The 20,931-nt window shown below is 72.1% G+C and carries 18 protein-coding genes and 3 pseudogenes; 13 read left to right on the forward strand and 8 right to left on the reverse strand.

Translation table 11 applies throughout. From position 1 onward, the window contains the following. Positions 1 to 91: 91 nt before the first annotated feature. From AB0912_RS21385 to AB0912_RS21395, 3 genes are read right to left on the reverse strand one after another with little or no spacing between them, the layout of a single operon-like run. On the reverse strand, positions 92 to 1,300 hold the full coding sequence (locus AB0912_RS21385) for an MAB_1171c family putative transporter (protein WP_366702010.1): 1,209 nt from the start codon (positions 1,298 to 1,300) through the stop codon (positions 92 to 94). A gap of 13 nt (positions 1,301 to 1,313) precedes the next feature. Then, positions 1,314 to 1,844, reverse strand: a complete 531-nt coding sequence (locus AB0912_RS21390; RefSeq protein WP_366702147.1) for a toxin-antitoxin system, toxin component — start codon at positions 1,842 to 1,844, stop codon at positions 1,314 to 1,316. A gap of 32 nt (positions 1,845 to 1,876) precedes the next feature. After that, positions 1,877 to 2,536 carry a helix-turn-helix transcriptional regulator gene (locus AB0912_RS21395; RefSeq protein ID WP_366702012.1) on the reverse strand — a complete coding sequence of 220 codons (660 nt, stop codon included), beginning with the start codon at positions 2,534 to 2,536 and terminating at the stop codon, positions 1,877 to 1,879. A 270-nt stretch (positions 2,537 to 2,806) separates the two neighbouring features. On the opposite strand from AB0912_RS21395, the gene AB0912_RS21400 reads away from it, so the two are divergent. Further along, complete coding sequence (locus tag AB0912_RS21400; RefSeq protein ID WP_366702014.1) at positions 2,807 to 3,466, forward strand: hypothetical protein; 660 nt, start codon at positions 2,807 to 2,809, stop codon at positions 3,464 to 3,466. A 27-nt stretch (positions 3,467 to 3,493) separates the two neighbouring features. Continuing rightward, a pseudogene (locus AB0912_RS21405) lies at positions 3,494 to 3,649 on the forward strand (DNA mismatch repair protein MutT); the annotation flags it as partial. Between the two features lie 74 nt (positions 3,650 to 3,723). On the opposite strand, the gene AB0912_RS21410 reads toward AB0912_RS21405, so the two are convergent. Then, a complete protein-coding gene (locus AB0912_RS21410; RefSeq protein ID WP_366702016.1) occupies positions 3,724 to 4,311 on the reverse strand; it encodes a hypothetical protein in 588 nt (195 codons plus the stop codon). Between the two features lie 195 nt (positions 4,312 to 4,506). On the opposite strand from AB0912_RS21410, the pseudogene AB0912_RS21415 reads away from it, so the two are divergent. The 10 genes and pseudogenes from AB0912_RS21415 to AB0912_RS21460 form a co-directional block, all read left to right on the forward strand. Further along, positions 4,507 to 5,409 (forward strand): annotated as a pseudogene (locus AB0912_RS21415) (FAD-dependent oxidoreductase); the annotation flags it as partial. Between the two features lies 1 nt (position 5,410). Next, a pseudogene (locus AB0912_RS21420) lies at positions 5,411 to 6,172 on the forward strand (proline racemase family protein); the annotation flags it as partial. A 108-nt stretch (positions 6,173 to 6,280) separates the two neighbouring features. Continuing rightward, entirely contained in the window at positions 6,281 to 6,970 is a 690-nt protein-coding gene (locus AB0912_RS21425) for a GntR family transcriptional regulator (protein WP_366702149.1), read from the forward strand. 165 nt (positions 6,971 to 7,135) lie between these two features. Next, positions 7,136 to 8,134 carry a LacI family DNA-binding transcriptional regulator gene (locus AB0912_RS21430; RefSeq protein ID WP_366702018.1) on the forward strand — a complete coding sequence of 333 codons (999 nt, stop codon included), beginning with the start codon at positions 7,136 to 7,138 and terminating at the stop codon, positions 8,132 to 8,134. A 167-nt stretch (positions 8,135 to 8,301) separates the two neighbouring features. Next, complete coding sequence (locus AB0912_RS21435; RefSeq protein WP_366702020.1) at positions 8,302 to 9,657, forward strand: sugar ABC transporter substrate-binding protein; 1,356 nt, start codon at positions 8,302 to 8,304, stop codon at positions 9,655 to 9,657. A gap of 8 nt (positions 9,658 to 9,665) precedes the next feature. Beyond that, complete coding sequence (locus AB0912_RS21440; RefSeq protein ID WP_366702022.1) at positions 9,666 to 10,637, forward strand: sugar ABC transporter permease; 972 nt, start codon at positions 9,666 to 9,668, stop codon at positions 10,635 to 10,637. Next, positions 10,634 to 11,509 (forward strand): carbohydrate ABC transporter permease, encoded by an 876-nt coding sequence (locus AB0912_RS21445; RefSeq protein WP_366702024.1) that lies wholly within the window; start codon positions 10,634 to 10,636, stop codon positions 11,507 to 11,509. The genes AB0912_RS21440 and AB0912_RS21445 overlap by 4 nt, the downstream gene beginning before the upstream one ends. A 39-nt stretch (positions 11,510 to 11,548) precedes the next feature. Further along, positions 11,549 to 13,150, forward strand: a complete 1,602-nt coding sequence (locus AB0912_RS21450) for a glycoside hydrolase family 13 protein (RefSeq protein WP_366702026.1) — start codon at positions 11,549 to 11,551, stop codon at positions 13,148 to 13,150. 55 nt (positions 13,151 to 13,205) lie between these two features. After that, positions 13,206 to 15,383 (forward strand): discoidin domain-containing protein, encoded by a 2,178-nt coding sequence (locus AB0912_RS21455; protein WP_366702028.1) that lies wholly within the window; start codon positions 13,206 to 13,208, stop codon positions 15,381 to 15,383. 169 nt (positions 15,384 to 15,552) lie between these two features. Further along, the gene (locus tag AB0912_RS21460; protein ID WP_366702030.1) at positions 15,553 to 15,903 is read left to right on the forward strand and encodes a VOC family protein; all 351 of its coding nucleotides are present in this window, start codon (positions 15,553 to 15,555) and stop codon (positions 15,901 to 15,903) included. A gap of 28 nt (positions 15,904 to 15,931) precedes the next feature. On the opposite strand, the gene AB0912_RS21465 is transcribed toward AB0912_RS21460, so the two are convergent. The 4 genes from AB0912_RS21465 to AB0912_RS21480 all read right to left on the reverse strand — a co-directional run bounded on the left by AB0912_RS21465 (position 15,932) and on the right by AB0912_RS21480 (position 19,578). After that, positions 15,932 to 16,786 (reverse strand): YhjD/YihY/BrkB family envelope integrity protein, encoded by an 855-nt coding sequence (locus tag AB0912_RS21465; protein ID WP_366702032.1) that lies wholly within the window; start codon positions 16,784 to 16,786, stop codon positions 15,932 to 15,934. A 110-nt stretch (positions 16,787 to 16,896) separates the two neighbouring features. Next, a complete protein-coding gene (locus tag AB0912_RS21470) occupies positions 16,897 to 17,910 on the reverse strand; it encodes an FAD-dependent monooxygenase (RefSeq protein ID WP_366702034.1) in 1,014 nt (337 codons plus the stop codon). Next, on the reverse strand, positions 17,907 to 18,446 hold the full coding sequence (locus AB0912_RS21475) for an isoprenylcysteine carboxylmethyltransferase family protein (protein ID WP_366702036.1): 540 nt from the start codon (positions 18,444 to 18,446) through the stop codon (positions 17,907 to 17,909). Before AB0912_RS21475 ends, AB0912_RS21470 begins: the two co-directional genes overlap by 4 nt. Before the next feature lie 37 nt (positions 18,447 to 18,483). Then, positions 18,484 to 19,578 (reverse strand): 3-oxoacyl-[acyl-carrier-protein] synthase III C-terminal domain-containing protein, encoded by a 1,095-nt coding sequence (locus AB0912_RS21480; RefSeq protein ID WP_366702038.1) that lies wholly within the window; start codon positions 19,576 to 19,578, stop codon positions 18,484 to 18,486. 228 nt (positions 19,579 to 19,806) lie between these two features. Between AB0912_RS21480 and AB0912_RS21485 the strand changes: the two genes are divergently transcribed. Further along, positions 19,807 to 20,676, forward strand: coding sequence for a UbiA family prenyltransferase (locus AB0912_RS21485; RefSeq protein WP_366702040.1), 870 nt, complete (start codon positions 19,807 to 19,809; stop codon positions 20,674 to 20,676). Positions 20,677 to 20,931: the final 255 nt, after the last annotated feature.

The raw sequence follows: 20,931 nt of genomic DNA on the forward strand, positions 1-20,931 counted from the left end.
CAACGGCCCGATCACCGCCCAAGCCTGATCAGTCACTTCATGACGACGCACCACGAACGGACCAACGACCCACCGACATTGCGGACACGCCCTAGGGGCCGTTGTCCGCGTGCCCGGTCCCGCCGCGGGCCGCCGCCACGACCGGTGACTCGCGGAGCGCGATGGACATACGGACGAGATCGCGCGGGCCCTCGCCGTGCACGGACGAGGCGTCGGAGCCGCCCGGGACGGTCGCCGTGTTCGCCGAGCTGATGACCCGGCCCTCGGGGTCGGCCGCCTTGGCGCGCACCGCCGCCGTCACCATCGCGGCGTCCGCCTCGGCCTGCGCGTCCCCGGGCGAGGAACCGGCGGCGACGGCGGCGTCGTAGGCCCGGGAACGCAGCGCGGAGTCGAAGTAGGGGTAGAGACTGAGCATGCCGTCGTGGATGTCGGACTCCCGCTGGGTGACCTGGAGTTCGACGGGCGACCACCAGGAGATGCGCACCGCCCGCTCCTCCGGCGCGGCGACCGGGCGCAGTTCACGCCACAGCGGCCCGAGCCGGCGGTACGTCGACCAGGTGTGCCAGGTGTCCCCGATGCGCTGGCAGGCCGGCGGCACGCAGAAGCCGACGGCGGTGAACTGGGCCCCGACCGAGGCCAGTACGGGCGCCACGTCGGTGCTCAGCACGTCCAGGTCGGCGCCGTGCCAGCGGGCCACCACCGCCGTGAACTTGGCCGCCGAGTAAGGGATGTTGAACAGCGAGCCGAGCGCGATGATCACCAGCCCGGCGCGCAGCCGGCCGCGGACCTGCGCCGCCCAGCGCCAGCACATGACGTTCATCGCGATGCCCGCGACGGACAGCGAGGCGAGGTAGAGCACGATCATCTCGCGGATGTACGGGGTGTTGGCGTAGTAGGTGTCGAGGTCCCGCAGCCGTTCGACGGGGGTCTCCCCGAGGGCGAACAGCGCGATCAGGGTGACGCCCACGACCGTGTACCCGAGGATCCAGCGGCGGGCGAGGCGCCGGGTCACCTCGGACGGGCCGTCGCGCCAGTTGATGATCAGCACCAGGCAGGAGGCGCTGAAGGCGCTCAACAGGCAGTAGACGATGGGCGCGGAGACGTTCCGTATCCCGGTGGCCCTGTTCACGGCGGCGATGGTCGGCGGGGCCGCGAAGAGGAAGACCAGGCCCGCGAGGGTGAGCAGGGCGCCCACGGAGCGCAGCAGGGGATCGCGCCGTCCGCGCAGCAGCGCGGGCGCCTTGAAGGCCATCGCGGCGCCCATGGCGGCGGCAGGGATGTAGTAGCTGGACCCGTCCATGGTCGCCGGACCTTCAGCGCCGCGGTCCGTGGCAGCCCAGGGAGGCCTCGATGCGGCCGGCCAGACCGTCGCGCCGTACCGGGCCGCGCCGCGACGAACCGGCCAGCCAGGTACGGCACTTGCTGGCGAGGAGCAGGCCGAAGCTCTCGGCCTCCTTCTCGTCGGCGAGCCGGAAGCGGGTGCGGGCGGCCACGGCGAGGACGGTCGCAGGGAGGTCGGCGCCGTCGCTCAGTAAGCGGGCCGCGACGGCGGCGCCCGCCACGTCGTGGCCGCGGTGGCCTGCCTTCATGTGCCACAGCTCGTGGCCGAGGATGACCAACTGGTGGTCGGGCGCGGTGCGTTCCTCGATGACGACGAGGTCCTGTTCGGCCATGTCCAGCCACAGGCCGCTGGCGGTGCCGGGCGGGAAGGCAGCCGTACGGAAGCGGACGGGACGGCCCCGGCGTCTGCTCATCGCGCCGCACAGGGCCGCGTACAGCTCGTCGGGCTGCGCCGGTGCCGGCAGCGACAGCTCCGCGACCAGTTCGCCGCACAGACGGCGCATGTCCCTTCGGATGCCCACGGCTTTCCCCCGGCTCACGACTCGGGCCGTTTGACGCTCTCCAGGAGCATGTCCAGCCACTCGGCGACCTTGTCCCGGTGCTGGTCGGTGGGCAACTGGGCGGCCCGCCAGGCGATTCCGCGCACCCCGTGGTCGAGGAGCAGCCGGTCCAGCGGATCGTCGTCGGCGGGGGTGGCCGCCGCGCGTTCGCGGTCGGCGAGTCGTTGCAGGAGTTCCTGCTCGGAGCGCTGGAGGGCGCCCACGAGGGCCTCGGAGTCCTCGGCGGTCAGGAATCCGGCGTGCACCCGGAAGAAGCGCTGGATGGCGTCGCAGTGCTCCATGGTGGGGCGCCGGTCGCCGTTGATGAGGGCGCCCGCCTGCTGGCGGGACATGCCGGCGCCGTCCGCGATCTCCTGCTGGGTGTAGCGGCGCCCGTTGGGCTTGAGCCGGGTGCGGCGCAGCAGGTCGAGACGTTGCAGGAAGCGGGCCTGCAAGTCGTGTTCACCGGCCGGGCGGCCGGCGAGCAGGGTCTTGACCACGGGCTCGGGGACACCGGATTCGGCCGACAGCCGCCGGACGTCGAAGACCTCGGCGTGCCGTACGCCGAGCCGGTCCGCGAGTGTGGTGACCCGGGCCACGACGGCCTGCAGCAGAACCGTCGCCGTGGCGCCCGGAACCTCGAAGCCATCCGTCACCGACAGATCTCCTACGTCTCTCTCAGGTCGCTCTCACGAAGGTCGGGAACCAGTCCGGACGCGAAGGCCGGGACGCGTCCCGGCGCGAAGACCGGGGACCATCCGGAGCGTAGCCCGTCGCTCGAACTCACATCCAGGTCTCGCCACAACTGTGGCGAGATTCAGCCGTCAACAAGCGCCAAATGCCACGATAGTTGACACGCGAGTGCGCTGGGCAGCAGGATCGGTCCGCCGCGTGAAGGCCGCAGAGGCAAGAGGGGTGACCTCCCGATGGCGTACCAGGCAGGAAGGCAGCGGTCCCAGCCGCGACCTGTCCCCGAGAGCCTCGAAGCTCAGGCGTACCTCCAGGACTACGCGACCCTGATCGAGGCCGTCCCGTTCCCCTCCGTGGTGTTCGACCACCGCTGGGACGTCGTGCTGTCCAACGTCGCGTTCGAGACACTTTTCGGCGGCGTCGGCGCGCACCCCACCGCCATGCCGGGGGACAACTTCCTGCGCTTCGTCCTCTTCCACCCCGACGCGGCCACCGTCCTCGGCGAGCACGAGTCGAGCTGGTGCCTGCCCATGCTCGCGCACTTCGCGGCGGCCGTCGAGCGGCATGGCCAGGACCGCGGACTGGCGTCGATCCGCCGGGACATCGCCCAGGACCCGATCATGGACGCCGCCTATCGGCACGGTCTGCCGCACTGGATCCGCGCGGTCGGCCCGGGCGCGGTGGAGCACGACGGCGCGGTGCGCCAGGTCGTCCACCCGGACCCGCGCTGGGGCAGCACCGAGTGTCGTATCGTCGACGACACCCCCAAGACCCTCCAGGACATGGGCTACACGCGGCTCACCCTCGTCCTGCGCGAGGCGGCCCGCCCGGCCCCCGGCGGCCCCGGCAAGGCCCGCACCACCCGCAACGGCGCCGCGGAACTCCGCGCGGTCTGACCCGCCGGCCCCCGCGTTCACCTCGGCTCTCCGGTCACCGGCGGCCAACTGGAGATCTTTGACGAGTCCACCGAACTCCGGTTCGTCCCGCCCGAAGAGATCGGGCGGTTGTCGATGCGCCACACCCAACGACTCAGGCTCCAGCACTTCCCGGAACACCGCGAGAAGCCGTACCTGGGCTGAGCCGGCCCAGCGGCTGTCCGCGGACACCGCGGCCGAGAGCGGGATCTGACCGGGGCGGGGTCCGCCGCCGCTGATCACCGGTGCTGTGGCTGCTGCCCCGGCCGGCCGGGGCCCGCCCCGTTCGAGGCGGGGGAACCGGGGGCCGCCGGTGTCGTGGCGAGGAGGTCCCGCATACGCAGCAGCCCGCGCCGGCCGCGCTGCCCGGCGATGACCGCCCAGGTCAGGAAAGCGGCCGTGAGCAGTCCGAACCCGAGCGTCCGCCACGGTCCTGCCGTCAGCGCGGTCAGCACCACCACACCACCGAAGAGCAGGAAGAGGAAGACCAGAGCCGCCCCACGGTGCCGCGTCCGGTGCAGTCTGCGGTCCACCAGCTCCCGCATGGCCTCCCGCCGCTCCGGGTCCGCCGGCACCTCACCCCGGCGCAACTGCCCCTCCAGGGTGACCAGCGCATCGGTCGAACCGCCAACCGCCCGTTTCTCCCGGGAACGCGCGCGCAGGGTGAGCCAGACGGCACCGACGGACGTGGCCGCGACCCGGATCAGTACGGAGGCCACGGAACGCCCCGGATAGAGCAGCAGCACGACGGCGGTGGCCGCCAGCCACGACAGGACGAACTGGAGCCACAGGTGCCGGGCCAGGACGTCGGAGAGCTTCGCCAGCATCGGTCTCCCCTTCCCGCGCCGGCCTCCCTCGGAGCCCGGGCGCTCCGCGCACAGGGTGTGCGCCGAGCATTCCGGCTACCCCCGGAAAGAACCCGTATGCGGGCGAACTGCCTTACCTGGGAGGCCTATTGGCGACGCGGGTCCTGCCTCGCCGTGGCTGTTTCCCCGCACAGAAGCATGTGACATAGTACTGGCGTGAGCAAGCCCCTTACCTGCGATGTCGTGGTCGTCGGCGCCGGGATGGTGGGCGCCGCCTGTGCCCTGTACGCGGCCCGCGCCGGTCTCGACGTGGCCGTGGTGGACCGTGGCCCGGTGGCCGGCGGCACGACCGGCGCGGGGGAGGGGAACCTGCTGGTCTCCGACAAGGAGCCAGGACCCGAACTCGAACTCGCCCTGCTCTCCGCGCGGCTGTGGACCCAACTCGCCGAGGAACGGGCGGAGTCGATCGAGTACGAGGCGAAGGGCGGGGTCGTCGTGGCCGCCACGCCTGACGGGCTCGCCGCGCTGGAGCGGTTCGCGGCGGGCCAGCGCGCGGCGGGAGTCCTGGCCGAACCCGTCGCCGCCGACCGCCTGCACGACCTCGAACCGCACCTGGCCCCCGGCCTCGCGGGCGCCGTGCACTACCCCCAGGACAGCCAGGTGATGCCCGCCCTGGCCGCCGCCCATCTCCTACGGGCCTCGGGCGCACGGCTGTTCACCGGACACGCCGTCACCGAGGTGCTGCGCGCCCGGGACGGATCGGTGCGCGGGGTGCGCACCGACCGGGGCGATCTGCACGCCCCGGCCGTCGTCAACGCGGCCGGCACCTGGGGCGCCGAGATCGCCGCGCGCGCCGGCGTCGGCCTTCCCGTCCTGCCCCGCCGCGGCTTCGTGCTCGTCACCGAGCCGCTGCCGCGCCGCGTACGGCACAAGGTGTACGCGGCGGACTACGTCGCGGACGTCGCCAGCGACTCGGCCGCCCTGCAGACCTCACCGGTAGTCGAGGGCACCGCCGCCGGGCCGGTCCTGATCGGCGCGAGCCGGGAACGGGTCGGCTTCGACCGCTCGTTCTCGCTGCCCGTCGTCCGCGCGCTCGCCGCCGGCGCCACCCGGCTATTCCTACATCGAGGTCTCCGGCTACCTCCCGATGTGCGGGCACGGCACGATCGGTGTCGCGACCGTGCTGGTGGAGACCGGCATGGTCGAGGCCGTCGAGCCGGTCACCACGATCCGGCTGGACACCCCGGCCGGTGTCGTCGTCGCCGAGGTCGTCGTCGAGGACGGCGCGGCGAAGGAGGTGACGCTGCGGAACGTGCCGTCGTTCTCCGCCGGCCTCGACCGTAAGGCCACGCTCGCCGACGGCCGTACGGTGACCTACGACCTCGCGTACGGCGGGAACTTCTACGCGATCCTGCCGCTGGACCGGTTCGGTCTGCCCTTCGACCGCGCCCACAAGGACGAGATCCTCGCGGCGGGGCTCGCCCTGATGGACGCCGTCAACGCCGAGGACGAGCCCGTGCACCCCGAGGACCCGTCCATCCACGGCTGCCACCACGTGCACCTCTACGCACCCGGGTCGACCGCCCGGCTCTCCCGGCACGCCATGGTGATCCACCCCGGCTGGTTCGACCGGTCGCCCTGCGGCACGGGCACCAGCGCGCGGATGGCGCAACTGCACGCGCGCGGCGAACTCCCTTTGCGCACCGAGTTCGTGAACGAGTCCTTCATCGGGACACGGTTCACCGGACGGCTGCTCGGCGAGACCGAGGTGGCCGGTCTCCCCGCCGTGCTGCCCAGCTTCACCGGACGCGCCTGGATCACCGGGACCGCCCAGTACCTGCTCGACCCCACCGATCCGTTCCCGGCCGGGTTCGTCCTGTGAGCGGCCCGTCCCCGGGGGCGTAGATACTGGTGGACCCGATAACACGTGACATGGCACCCGGCCGGGGCGGCGACCAGACCGCGCACCGGCCCGTACGAGGAGACCCCGATGGCCGCCCAGCGCAGCAGCGCACCCTCCGCCGCGCCCGCCCTGCCCTCGCTGGGCGGGCGGCGCAGCAGCTACCGCGAGCGGGTGGCCGACGCGCTGCGTGCTGCCCTGATCGCGGGTGAACTGCGGCCCGGCGAGGTCTACTCGGCGCCCACCCTGGCGGCCCGTTTCGGGGTCTCGGCGACGCCGGTCCGCGAGGCGATGCTCGACCTGTGCAAGGAGGGGCTGGTCGACGCGGTGCCCAACAAGGGGTTCCGGGTCACGGCCGTCTCCGAGAAGCAGCTCGACGAGTACACCCACATCCGCTCGCTCATCGAGATCCCCACGGTGGCCGGGCTGGCCGCCACGGCGGACCCGGTTTCGCTGGAGGCACTGCGCCCGGCGGCCCGGGAGATCGTGACGGCGGCCACCGCCGGGGACCTCATCGCGTACGTGGAGGCGGACATCCGCTTCCACCTCGGCCTGCTCGCGCTCGCGGGCAACGCCCATCTGGTCGAGGTGGTGGGCGACCTGCGGAAGCGCTCCCGGCTGTACGGGCTGACGGCGCTGGTCGAGGCGGGCCGGCTGGAGGCGTCCGCCGAGGAGCACCTGGAACTGCTCGACGCCCTGCTGGACCGGGACGAGCGGGCCGTGCGTACGGTGATGACCCGGCACCTGGGCCATGTGCGCGGACTGTGGGCGGCTCCCTGACGGCTCCGCGGGGATGTCGGGGGCTTCCGCGGGCGTCGGTCGGCCGGCCGTCGCGGGTTCCGGGGCGCCGCTCGCCCGGCCGTCGCGAGCCCCTGAAATGGCCTTCCGGGAACTGGCCGGACGGTTACGCAAGCGCCTTGCATTTCTTGCGCTATTCTTGCGGGCATGACGCGACGACTTGCTCAGGTGGCGAAGAAGGTCGGGGTCAGCGAGGCCACGGTCAGCCGGGTGCTCAACGGCAAGCCCGGAGTCTCCGATTCCACCCGGCAGGCGGTGCTCTCCGCCCTCGACGTTCTCGGCTACGAGCGGCCGACCCAGTTGCGCGGCGAGCGCGCGCGGCTCGTCGGCCTGGTCCTGCCCGAGCTGCAGAACCCGATCTTCCCGGCCTTCGCCGAAGTGATCGGCGGAGCGCTCGCACAGCTCGGCCTCACCCCCGTGCTGTGCACCCAGACCAAGGGCGGCGTCTCCGAGGCGGACTATGTGGAACTGCTGCTTCAGCAGCAGGTCTCCGGCGTGGTCTTCGCCGGTGGTCTCTACGCCCAGGCGGACGCCCCGCACGACCACTACCGGCAGCTCGCGGACCGCAACATTCCGGTGGTGCTGGTCAACGCGGCCATCGAGCACCTCGGCTTCCCCTGCGTCTCCTGTGACGACGCGGTCGCCGTCGAGCAGGCCTGGCGCCATCTCGACTCCCTCGGCCACGAGCGCATCGGCCTCGTCCTCGGCCCCGGCGACCACATGCCCTCGGGCCGCAAGCTCACCGCCGCGCGCGCCCTCGCGCCCCAGCTGCCCGACGAGCACGTGGCCCGGGCGATGTTCTCGCTGGAGGGCGGCCAGGCCGCGGCCAGCCGGCTCCTGGACCGCGGGGTCACCGGCATCATCTGCGCGAGCGACCCGCTCGCGCTCGGTGCCGTACGCGCCGCCCGCCGCAAGGGACTCAGCGTCCCGGGCGAGATCTCCGTCGTCGGCTACGACGACTCGGCGTTCATGAACTGCACCGAACCCCCGCTGACCACCGTCCGCCAGCCCATCGAGGCCATGGGACGCGCCGCCGTGGAACTGCTCAACGCGCAGATCGGCGGCAGCAGTGTCACCGCCGAAGAGCTGCTGTTCGAGCCCGAGTTGGTGGTGCGCGGGTCGACGGCGCAGGCCCCCCGCGGCTGAAGGTTCCCGCAACCATACGCCACAGGGACCCCTGTCACTGTCAAATAATTACAGATTCTGCGCGACATCTTGCGGACGGATGTCGTCGGTGCTTGAGTGTGCGGCGCCAGAACACGGCGGCGCGCCCGCCGTGGGCCTTCCTCGCTCCAGCCCGAAGGGGTCCACCAATGAGAAGTACCGGGTTCCGCCGTACCTTCGTCACGCTCATGGCGTCGTCCGTCGTGCTCACCGCCGCCGCGTGCGGATCGAGCGACGACGACGGCAAGGCGGCCGACGGAAAGACCCGCATCACCGTCAACTGCGAGCCGCCCAAGAGCGCCAAGGTCGACCGCTCGTTCTTCGACGCCGACACCAAGGCGTTCGAGAAGGCCAACCCGGACATCGACGTCGTCACCCATGACGCGTTCCCGTGTCAGGACCCGAAGACCTTCGACGCCAAGCTCGCCGGCGGCCAGATGGAGGACGTGTTCTACACGTACTTCACTGACGCCAAGCACGTCGTCGACGTCAACCAGGCCGCCGACATCACGAGTTACGTCAAGGACCTGAAGAGCTACAACACCATCCAGCAGCAGCTCCGCGACATCTACACCGTCGACGGCAAGATCTACGGCGTGCCGCGCACCGGCTACTCGATGGGCCTCATCTACAACAAGGCGCTCTTCAAGAAGGCCGGCCTCGACCCCGACAAGCCCCCGGCCACCTGGGAGGAGCTGCGCGCGGACGCCAAGAAGATCGCCGCGCTCGGCAACGGCACCGTCGGCTACGCCGACTACAGCGCCCAGAACCAGGGCGGCTGGCACTTCACCGCCGAGCTGTACTCGCAGGGCGGCGACGTCGTCAGCGAGGACGGCAAGAAGGCCAACATCGACACCCCCGAGGGCAAGGCCGTCCTGCAGAACCTCAAGGACATGCGCTGGACCGACAACTCGATGGGCAGCAAGCAGCTCCTCGTCATCAACGACGTCCAGCAGATGATGGGCTCCGGCAAGCTCGGCATGTACCTCTCCGCCCCGGACAACATCCCGATCCTGGTCAAGGAGAAGGGCGGCAACTACAAGGACCTCGCCCTGGCCCCGATGCCCGGCGGCAAGGGCACGCTCATCGGCGGCGACGGCTACATGTTCAACAAGAAGGACTCGCCGGCCCAGATCAAGGCGGGCCTGAAGTGGCTCGAGCACATGTTCCTGACGCCCGGCAAGGGCTTCCTCGGCGACTACGCCCGCGCCAAGCAGAACAACGCCCCGGTCGGCCTGCCCGAGCCGCGCCTGTTCACCGGCGCCGCGGACGCCAAGGACCAGGAGGTCAAGAAGGCCAACGCGAACGTGCCGGTGGAGAACTACCAGGCCTTCCTCGACGGCAACCAGAACCTGGCGATGAAGATCGAGCCGCCGCAGGCCCAGCAGATCTACTCCGTCCTCGACGGCGCGGTGTCCGCGGTCCTCACCAAGAAGGACGCCGACGTCGACAAGCTCCTCAAGGACGCCTCCGGCAAGATCGACTCCATCCTGGCCCGAGGCTGACACCGTTCATGAAGACCGCATCGAAGCCCCCCGCAGCGTTCCCTCCGGCCGCCGTCGGCGCGCCGGAGGCGCCGCGGTCGGCGGGACGCCGGCCCCAGGCCCCCTGGCGCCGGCGTCTGGCCGACCAGTCCCGCGCCTACGCGTTCCTGCTCGGCGGTGTGCTGTGCTTCGCGCTGTTCTCCTGGTACCCGGCGATCCGCGCGGTCGTGATCGCCTTCCAGAAGTACACGCCCGGCAGCGGCGGTGAATGGGTCGGCACCGCCAACTTCACCCGGGTCTTCCACGACCCGGAGTTCACCGCCGCCTGGCGCAACACCCTCGCCTTCACCGTCATCGCCCTGCTCATCGGCTTCGCCGTCCCGTTCGTGCTGGCCCTGGTGCTCAACGAACTCCGGCACGCCAAAGCGTTCTTCCGCGTCGTGGTCTACCTGCCGGTGATGATCCCGCCGGTGGTCAGCGCCCTGCTGTGGAAGTGGTTCTACGATCCCGGAGCGGGCCTCGCCAACGAGACGCTGCGCTTCCTGCACCTGCCGACCTCGAACTGGTCCAACGGCGCCGACACCGCCCTGGTGTCCCTGGTCATCGTGGCCACCTGGGCCAACCTCGGCGGCACCGTCCTCATCTACCTCGCCGCGCTCCAGAGCATCCCCGGCGAGCTGTACGAGGCGGCCGAACTGGACGGCGCGAGCCTGCTCCAGCGCGTCCGGCACGTGACGATCCCGCAGACCCGCTTCATCATCCTCATGCTGATGCTCCTTCAGATCATCGCCACCATGCAGGTGTTCACGGAACCCTTCGTGATCACCGGCGGCGGCCCCGAGGACAAGACCGTCACGGTGCTCTACCTGATCTACAAGTACGCCTTCCTCTACAACGACTTCGGAGGGGCCTGCGCGCTGAGCGTCATGCTGCTCGTCCTGCTGAGCGCCTTCTCCGCGGTGTACCTGAGGCTGACCCGCTCGGAAGGGGACGACGCATGAGCACGCGCACCCTGGTCTCCCCGCTCACCCTGGCCCGCCCCCGCGGCAAGGCCGCGTACTGGACCGTCTTCTGCGGTGTCGTCGTGCTGTTCGCGCTGGCCTTCCTCTTCCCCGTCTACTGGATGGTCACCGGCGCCATGAAGTCGCCGGACGAGGTGACGCGCACCCCGCCGACCCTCGTCCCGGACAAGTGGCACCTGTCCGGATACACCGACGCGTGGGACCTGATGGACCTGCCCACGCACCTGTGGAACACGGTCGTCCAGGCGGCGGGGGCCTGGCTCCTCCAGCTCGTCTTCTGCACCGCCGCCGCCTACGCCCTGTCCAAGCTGAAGCCGGCCTTCGGCAAGGTGATCCTCGGCGGCATCCTCGCCACCCTGATGGTCCCGGCGCAGGCCCTGGTCGTCCCGAAGTACCTGACGGTCGCCGACCTGCCCCTCATCCACACCAGCCTGCTGAACGACCCGCTCGGCATCTGGCTGCCGGCCGTCGCCAACGCCTTCAACCTCTATCTCCTCAAGCGGTTCTTCGACCAGATCCCGCGCGACGTCCTGGAGGCCGCCGAGATCGACGGCGCCGGGAAACTGCGCACCCTGTGGTCGATCGTGCTGCCGATGTCCCGGCCGGTCCTCGGCGTCGTGTCGATCTTCGCCCTGGTCGCCGTCTGGCAGGACTTCCTCTGGCCGCTGATGGTCTTCTCCGACACCGACAAACAGCCGATCAGCGTGGCACTCGTCCAGCTCTCGCAGAACATCCAACTGACCGTGCTCATCGCCGCGATGGTGATCGCGAGCATCCCCATGGTCGTGATGTTCCTGGTCTTCCAGCGGCACATCATCGCCGGGATCAGCGCGGGCAGCACCAAGGGCTGACGCCTGTACGTGACCTCCTCGAACGAAAGGCATCGCACCGTGGGACAGCCCCGCCCTGCCCGAAATCAGTCCGCGTGGTGGCGATCCGCCGTCATCTACCAGGTGTACGTCCGCAGCTTCGCGGACGGCGACGGCGACGGCACCGGCGACCTCGCGGGTGTCCGAGCCAGACTGCCCTACCTCGCCGAACTCGGCGTGGACGCATTGTGGTTCAACCCCTGGTACCGCTCGCCCATGGCCGACGGCGGCTACGACGTCGCCGACTACCGCTCCATCGACCCGGCGTTCGGGACGCTCGCCGAGGCGGAGAAGCTCATCGCGGAAGCGCGCGAACTGGGCATCCGCACCCTGGTCGACATCGTGCCGAACCACGTCTCCGACCAGCACCCCTGGTTCCAGGCGGCGCTGGCCGGCGGCCCCGAACGCGAACTGTTCCACTTCCGCCCCGGACGCGGCGAACACGGCGAACTCCCGCCCAACGACTGGCCCTCCCAGTTCGCCGGCACCACCGACCCGGTGTGGACCCGGCTGCCCGACGGCGACTGGTACCTCCACCTGTTCACCCCCGAGCAGCCCGACCTGAACTGGGACCACCCGGCCGTGCGCCAGGAGCACGAGGAGATCCTGCGGTTCTGGTTCGACCGGGGCGTCGCCGGCGTCCGCATCGACTCCGCCGCGCTGCTCGCCAAGGACCCCGACCTGCCCGACTTCGTCGAGGGCCGCGACCCGAACCCGTACGTCGACCGCGACGAACTCCACGACATCTACCGTTCCTGGCGCGCGGTCGCCGACGCCTACGACGGGGTCTTCGTCGGCGAGGTGTGGCTGCCCGACGCCGAGCGCTTCGCCCGCTACCTGCGCCCGGACGAGCTGCACACCGCCTTCAACTTCTCCTTCCTGTCCTGCCCCTGGGACGCCGAACGGCTGCGCGCCTCCATCGACGACACCCTCGCCGAGCACGCCCCCGTCGGCGCGCCCGCCACCTGGGTGCTCTGCAACCACGACGTGACCCGCACGGTCACCCGCTACGGCCGCACCGAGACCGGCTTCGACTTCGCGGCCAAGGCCTTCGGCACCCCCACCGACCTCGCCCTCGGCACCCGCCGGGCACGGGCAGCCGCCCTGCTCTCGCTCGCCCTGCCCGGCTCCGTCTACATCTACCAGGGCGAGGAACTCGGCCTGCCCGAGGTCGAGTTGCCCCCGGAGAGCATCCAGGACCCGATGTATCTCCGCTCCGGCGGAACGGACCCCGGACGCGACGGCTGCCGTGTCCCGCTGCCCTGGACGGCGGACGCGCCGCACGCCGGCTTCGGCGGCGACCCGTGGCTTCCCCAGCCCGCCGACTGGCCCGGCTACGCCGCCGACCGGCAGGCCGAGGACCCGGCGTCGATGCTGAGCCTGTACCGGGCCGCCCTCGCCGTCCGCCGCGCCGAACCCGGCTTCGGCGACGGCCCGCTCACCTGGCTGCCCGCCCCCGCGGGTGTCCTCGCCTTCGCCCGCACGGACGGACTCCTGTGCGTCGTGAACCTGGCGGACGGACCGGTCGAGATCCCCGGACACTCCGAACTCCTGCTCGCCAGCAGCCCGTTGGACGCCGACGGGTTCCTGCCCCCGGACACGGCGGTGTGGCTGCGCGCCTGACCACCGCCGGAACGAGCACCGCTATCCCCACCCCCCACCCCGAAGGGATCAGCACATGCACAGCAGCACCACCTCCCGGCGCATACCCCTCGCGTGCGCCGCGGCCGTCGCCCTCGCCGCCGGCACGCTCAGCGCCACCACGGCCCACGCCGCGGTGGCCGCGGCCGGCGCGAGCCTCCCCTTCACCTCGGTCGAGGCGGAGTCGGCCACCACCACCGGCACCAGGATCGGCCCCGACTGCACGCAGGGCAGCCTCGCCTCGGAGGCCTCCGGACGGCAGGCCGTCCGGCTCGCGGCCGGCCAGCGCGTCGAGTTCACCGCCCCGCGCGCGGCCAACGCGGTCAACGTCTCCTACAGCGTCCCCGACGGCCAGTCGGGGACGCTCGACGTGTACGTCAACGGCACCAGGATCTCCAGGACGCTCGCGGTCACCTCCAAGTACTCCTATGTGGACACGTCCTGGATCGCCGGCGCCAAGCAGCACCACTTCTTCGACAACGCCCGCCTGTTGCTCGGCCAGAACGTCCAGGCGGGCGACAAGATCGCCTTCCAGGCCACCTCGACCCAGGTCACCGTCGACGTGGCCGACTTCGAGCAGGTCGCCGCCGCCGCGTCCCGGCCCGCCGGATCGGTTTCGGTCACCGACAAGGGCGCCGACCCCAGCGGCCAGGGCGACTCCACCCAGGCCTTCCGGGACGCCATCTCCGCGGCCCAGGGCGGAGTCGTCTGGATCCCGCCGGGCGACTACCGGGTGACGTCCTCGCTCAGCGGCGTCCAGAACGTGACCCTCCAGGGCGCGGGCAACTGGTACTCCGTCGTCCACGCCTCCCGCTTCATCGACCAGGGCGGTTCCTCCGGCGGCGTCCACCTCAAGAACTTCGCGGTCGTCGGCGAGGTCACCGAGCGCGTCGACTCCAGCCCGGACAACTTCGTCAACGGCTCGCTCGGACCCGGCAGTTCGGTCTCCGGGATGTGGATCCAGCACCTCAAGGTCGGCCTCTGGCTGACCGGCAACAACGACAACCTCGTGGTGGAGAACAACCGCATCCTCGACACCACCGCCGACGGACTCAACCTCAACGGCAACGCGCGCGGCGTCCGCGTGAGCAACAACTTCCTGCGCAACCAAGGCGACGACTCGCTCGCCATGTGGTCGCTCAACGGTGCCGACAGCAACTCCAGCTTCGAGAACAACACCATCTCGCAGCCCAACCTCGCCAACGGCATCGCCATCTACGGCGGCACCGACATCAGCGTCAAGAACAACCTGATCTCCGACACCAACGCCCTGGGCAGCGGCATCGCGATCTCCAACCAGAAGTTCCTCGACCCCTTCTCCCCGCTGGCCGGCACGATCACCGTCGACGGCAACACCCTCGTACGCACCGGGGCGATCAACCCCAACTGGGGCCACCCGATGGGCGCCCTGCGGGTCGACTCCTACGACAGCGCGATCAACGCGACCGTCAACATCACCAACACGACGATCACCGACAGCCCCTACAGCGCCTTCGAGTTCGTCTCGGGCGGCGGCCGGGGATTTGCCACCGCCAACATCAACGTGACCGGGGCGACCGTACGCGACACCGGCACGGTCGTCGTCCAGGCCGAGACGCCGGGCTCCGCGAAGTTCACCAACGTACAGGCCACCGGAGTCGGTTCGGCCGGCGTCTACAACTGCCCCTACCCGACCGGTTCGGGCACCTTCACCGTCACCGACGGCGGCGGCAACTCCGGCTGGAGCAGCACCTGGGCGAACTGCTCGGCCTGGCCGCAGCCCGGCCAGGGCACCCCGCCGCCGGAGCAGAACCCCAACCTGGCCAAGGGCCGCCCGGCCACCGCCACCGGCTCCCAGGACGTCTACACCCCCGGCAGAGCCGTCGACGGTGACGCGGGCACCTACTGGGAATCCGCCAACAACGCCTTCCCGCAGGCCATCACGGTGGACCTCGGCTCCGCCCAGACGGTCCGCCGGGTCGTCCTGAAGCTGCCGCCGGCCACCGCCTGGGCGGCCCGCACCCAGACCCTCTCGGTCCTCGGCAGCACCAACGGCTCCAGCTACTCCACGGTGGCCGGCTCGCAGGGCTACCGCTTCGACCCGGCGAGCGGCAACACCGTCACCATCGCGCTGCCCGCCGGTACGAGCCTGCGCTATCTGCGGCTGAACGTCACGGCGAACACCGGCTGGCCCGCCGCCCAGCTCAGCGAAGTGGAGGCGTACCAGACCTCCTGAGAGCGGACCTCCTGAGAGCGGACCTCCTGAGAGCGGACCTCCTGAGAGCGGACCTCCTGAGAGCGGACCTCCTCAGAGCGGACCTCCTGAGAGTTGGCCCTGTGAGCCGCTCTCCACCGACAGCGCGACCGTCGGGGCATAGAAGATGCGCCCCGGCGGTTGCCGCTGCGTGACCGACTCCAACATCATCGCCGTGCTCGCCCGTGTCTTCGTCGACGACCTCGACGCCTCCCTCGCCCTGTACCGGCGCCTCGCCGGCGGACAGGAGCCGGCGCGCTTTCGCTTCGGGGCCGTCGAACTGGCCCGTGTCGGACCGTTCCTGCTGCTCAGCGGGGACACGGCGGCCTACCGGGACCGGGTGGCGACCCTCCTGGTGCGTGACCTGGCTCCGGTGGTGGCCGACATCGAGCGGGCCGGCGGGCACCTCCTGGAGGGTCCGGCACCGGCCCCCAACGGGCGGCGGCTCATCGCCCGTCACCCGGACGGGGCGGTCTTCGAGTACATCGAGGAGACCGGATGACCGCACCGGCCCCGCGGCGAGCGGCCCCTCAGCGCTCCCGGCGCCCGGCCCGGCGCCGCACCGCCGCCGCCACCGACGGCAGTTCCTCGTGCACGAGCCGCCCCACCAGCGCGCCGCCGAAGACGACGACCCCGACCCCGACCAGCCAGGACTGCACGACCAGGGCGGTGCCGAAGGGGCCGTAGGTGACCGCGCTGGAGGCGATCAGCGGGGAGAAGACGAGACGGGAGAAGACGCGCAGCCCGAGCAGCCCGACGGCGGTGAGCACCGCGCCGGGCAGCACGGCGGCCCAGGAGACCCGGCCGCCGAGCAGCACCCACTGCGACCACCAGAAGAACAGGACGGCGCTCAGCGCGGCGGCCAGCGTCCCGGCGGCCGAGTGCCGCCACTGGGTGGTGGTGGCGGTCAGGAAGAGCGAGCCGACGAGCACGGCGAGCCACAGCACATGGCGCCACCGCCCGTACCAGCGGGCCGGGGCGAGGTCCCAGATCTTCTCGTAGCCCGTCTGCACCGCCGCCCCGAAACCGAGGCCGAAGACGGCGAGGGCGGCGAGACCGAAGGCGGTCGTGGTCTGCAGGACCTGACCGGGCCGGGTGAAGAGCCGCGCGACCTGCTCCCGGGCGGGCTTCGACACCCCGAGCCCGTCACCGACCCACTCGGCGAACCCCCGCCCGTGCGCCGGATCGGCCGCGGAGACCACGATCAGCAGCGGGACCAGCGTGAGGAATCCGAGGGCCGCGAAACTCAGCGACCTCGACGCCAGTTCGATCTCCGTGCTCCACCGCCAGCCGCGTCCGACGGGAGAGTCACGCAGCGCGCGCCCCAGCCGGGTCCGCGCGGTCGGGCGGTCGGCGTCGGCGTCACCGGGGGACATCTTCGGCATGCAGGTCGACTATCACAGAAGCCGGTCCGGCCGACAGGGCCGGGAGGCGACCGGATCGCCCGTTTCCCGCCGGAACAGCCCGGAGAAAGGCCCGCGTCGACGCCCGCCCGCTACTGGAGCGCGCGGACCGCCGCCGCGAACACCGGGGGCATCCGGGACGCCGCCGGGACGATGAGCCGGGCCGCGCCCGGCCGGCCGCTCGCGCTCAACAGGGCGGTGGTGAGCAGACGGTGACGGCGCGTCAGTGCGGCCCAGGCGCGCTCGTACTCCGCCGGGCGGCCCGCCGCCAGACAGCGGACGGCGGCCCCGGCCGTGCCCACCGCGAGCGCCACCCCCTCGCCGGTGAGCGCGTCGAGGTAGCCGGCCGCGTCCCCGACGAGCAGCACCCGGCCCGCGACCCTGCGCCGCACCCGCTGGAGCAGCGGACCCGCGCCCCGCACCCGCGTGTCGGCGGGGCCGCGCAGGGACGCCGTGAGCGCGGGGAACGCGGCCAGGTGATCGTCGTACGGGCGGCGGGCGCGGCTGAGGACGGCGACGCCCACCAGGTCGTCGGCGACCGGTGTCACATACGCCTCGCCGTGCCGCGACCAGTGGACCTCGACGAAGTCCGTCCACGGCTCGACACGGAAGTGCCGGCGCAGCCCGTAACGGCCGTGCGGGCGGGCCGGGCGCTCCAGCCCGAGGGCGCGGCGCACCGGCGAGTGCAGTCCGTCGGCGGCGATCAGCCAGCGGGCGGTGAGCCCGGCGGCCGTGACCGAGTCCGCGTTCTGCCGCACCTCGCCGACCTTGCCCGGCAGCACCCGCACCCCGAGCCCGAGCGCGCGGCGGTGCAGCGCGGCGTGCAGCGCCGTACGGCGGATGCCCAGCCCCGGGCCGCCGCTGAAGGGCGCCTCGGCGCGGGCGGTGCCGTCCAGGTACCGGATGCCGCGCAGTTCGCGTCCCGCCACCTCGACGCCCAGCGCCCGCAGCGCCGCGACACCGCTGGGCATCACGCCTTCCCCGCACGCCTTGTCCACGGGCGGGATCCTGGGCTCCACGACCACGGCCTCCAGCCCCGCGAGCGCGGCGTGCGCCGCCGCGGCGAGACCGGCCGGACCACCGCCCGCCACCAGGACGTCGATCACGCCGGTACCGTCACGGCCGGCGCGGTGGCGGCGGCCAGCGCCCGGTTCTCGCAGCGGATACGCACCGTGAGCAGCGCCGCGTTGAGCACGCTGAAGACGACCGCGGTCACCCACGCCGTGTGGACGAGCGGCAGCGCCACCCCCTCGGCGACGACCGCCACGTAATTGGGGTGCCGCAGCCAACGCCACCGGTAGGGCCCCCTCGCCACCAGCGGCAGCCCCGGCACGACGATCACCCGCGTGTTCCAGCGCGGCCCGAGGCTGCGGACGCACCACCAGCGCAACGCCTGGGCGCCCACCAGCACGGCCAGCATCGGCCAGGCCAGCGCCGGGACGAACGGCCGCCAGGCCAGCGCGACTTCGGCGACACAGCCCGCCAGCAGGCCGGTGTGCAGGGCCACCATCACCGGGTAGTGGCCCTGCCCGGCGACGGTCGCGCCGCGTGCGGTGCTCCAGCGTTCGTTGCGCCGCGCGACGACGAGTTCGGCGACGCGCTCGGCCGCGACGGCGGCCACGAGAAGTCCGTACCAGATCATGATCCCTGCGTCCTGTGTCCTTCGGCGGGCCGGGCAACTACCAGCGCAGCAGGACCAGTTCGCAGGCGAAGCCCGGTCCCATCGCGAGCAGCAGTCCCGGGGTGCCCGGTGCCGGGCGGCGGTCGGCGAGGGTGTCGCGCAGCACGTGGAGCACCGAGGACGAGGACAGGTTGCCCACATCCCTGAGGTGACGCCATGTCACATCCAATGCCCCGTCCGGCAGTTCGAGAGCCTCCGTGACGGCGTGCAGCACCTTCGGGCCGCCCGGATGGCACACCCAGGCGGTCACGTCCTTCGGCTTCAGACCGTGATCCCCGAGGAACCCCTCGACGTCCTCGGCGAGATAGCGGCGCACCACGTCGGGGACCTTCGGATCGAGGACGACCTGGAAGCCGGAGGTCTTGATCTCCCACCCCATGACCCGTCCCGTGTCCGGGTACAGACGGCTGCGCGTGGCCACGATGGTCGGACCGGCACTCCCGCCGCTCTCCGGGCTCCCGGCACCCTCGGCCCGTGCCGCCGCCCGGTCCGCGCCGCACGCCACGACCGCGGCGGCCCCGTCCCCGAAGAGCCCGGTCGCCACCAGGTTGGCCATCGAGGCGTCGTCGCGCTGGAAGGTCAGCGTGCACAGTTCCACCGAGAGCAGGACCGCGACCTGATCGGGGCGGCCGAGCAGGAAGTCGTGCATCCGGGCCAGCCCGGCGGCGCCCCCGGCACAGCCCAGACCGAACAGCGGAAGCCGTTTGACGTCCTCGCGCAGCCCGAGCCGGCCGACCAGCCGGGCGTCGATCGACGGGGTGGCGATCCCGGTGACCGAGGTGAAGATCAGCAGATCCACGTCGGCGGGGGAGAAGCCCGACTGGCGCAGCGCCTCCCGGACCGCCTTGGCGCCCAGGTCGGTGGCCGCCGTGATGAACACGTCGTTGGCGGCACCGAACCCGTCCAGCTCCCCGTACCGTTCGAGCGGCAGCGTCATATGGCGCGAACGGACCTGGGCGCCGCTGTGCAGCCGGTCCAGGACCCGGCGGTCGCCACCCTGGGGCAGACAGGTGCGCGCCACTATGTCGGTGATCTCGGACTGGGTGTGACGGTGCGCTGCGAGGGCGCCGTGAACGGCGGCGATCCGCGTCATGAGGTTCCCGTCCGGTGACCGACTGCTGGGGGTGGTTGCCCAGCACCTTTCCCCGGACGGGAACATCGCCACCAGGGATCGCCCGTCCGGCGGCGCGCACGGGCGTTCGCATCGACGGGCCGATCACGGCAGCCGAGCCCGCTCCACAGGTCTCCGGCGCGCGTCCGCTCCCGGCCCGGGCGGCGCGGATGCGGTCCGGGCGGGGCCGGCGCGCCTACGATCGGCCGCGTGGGTACTCCCGGGCAGTCGACAGCGGGCCGCCCGGAGGCGCGGTGGGCCGGCCGGGCGGCCGGTCTGGCCGGGTCCTGTCACCCCGGGCCGGTCGTCGCGGTCACCGCGCTGACGACCGCGCTCGCCGCCACGGCGGGACAGAGCGCGGCACGCTGCGTACTGACCGCCCTCGCCGCGCTGACCGGCCAGTTGTCCGTCGGCTGGTGCAACGACGCGTTCGACGCGCGCCGCGACCTCGCCGCCGGCCGGCACGGCAAACCCGTCGTCGACGGCACCGTCCGGGTGACGGAGGTGTGGGCCGCCGCGTACACGGCCCTCGCGCTCTGCGTGCCGCTGTCGTTCGCGTGCGGCCTGCTCGCCGGCACGGTCCATCTGACCGGCGTCGCGGCGGCGTGGGCGTACGACCTGCGCCTGAAGTCGACCGTATGGTCCTGGCTGCCGTACGCGACGGGGTTCGCGGCGCTTCCGGCCTTCGTCGCGCTGGGACTGCCGGACCGGCCCTGGCCCGCCTGGTGGGCCGTCACCGCCGGGGCGCTGCTGGGGATCGGCGCCCACCTGGGTGACGTACTGCCGGACATCCGCGCCGATCTGGCGCTGGGCGTCCGGGGATGGCCGCAGCGCCTCGGCCCCGACCGCGCCCGGCTGCTGCTGCCGGTGCCGCTGGTCGCCGCCTCCGCCGCGCTGGTGCTGGGGCCCTCGGGACCGCCCGGAGCCGCTGGACTCGCGGCGCTCGGGTCGGCCGCGTCGGCGGCGGTGGCGGGGACGGTGCTCGGGCGCCGCCGCGAACGGGCCGCGTTCGCGGCGGCGGTCGCCGTCGCCGCGATCGACGTGACACTGCTGCTCGTCCGCGGCACGGGCATCGCGTGACCGCCTGACCGTCATACGTGGGACAGGCATCGCGTGATTGCCCGGACGCTCGAACGCCTTACGCGACAGAGGCATCAGGCGACCGCCGGACCGCTTGGCCGCCTCACCGTCCGGCCCCGCCGGCCCCACGCCTGCCGTGAACCGCGCAGCCGCTGGGGGCTGACGTGCGGCACTGTCCCCAACCCCTTGTCGGGGTTACGCTGTTGGGACAGGCCCCGGCCCCCGGCAGTGACGCTTCGCTCCGTCCCGGGAAGG

The sequence above is a fragment of the Streptomyces sp. NPDC007084 genome (assembly GCF_040703595.1).
GTDB lineage: Bacteria > Actinomycetota > Actinomycetes > Streptomycetales > Streptomycetaceae > Streptomyces.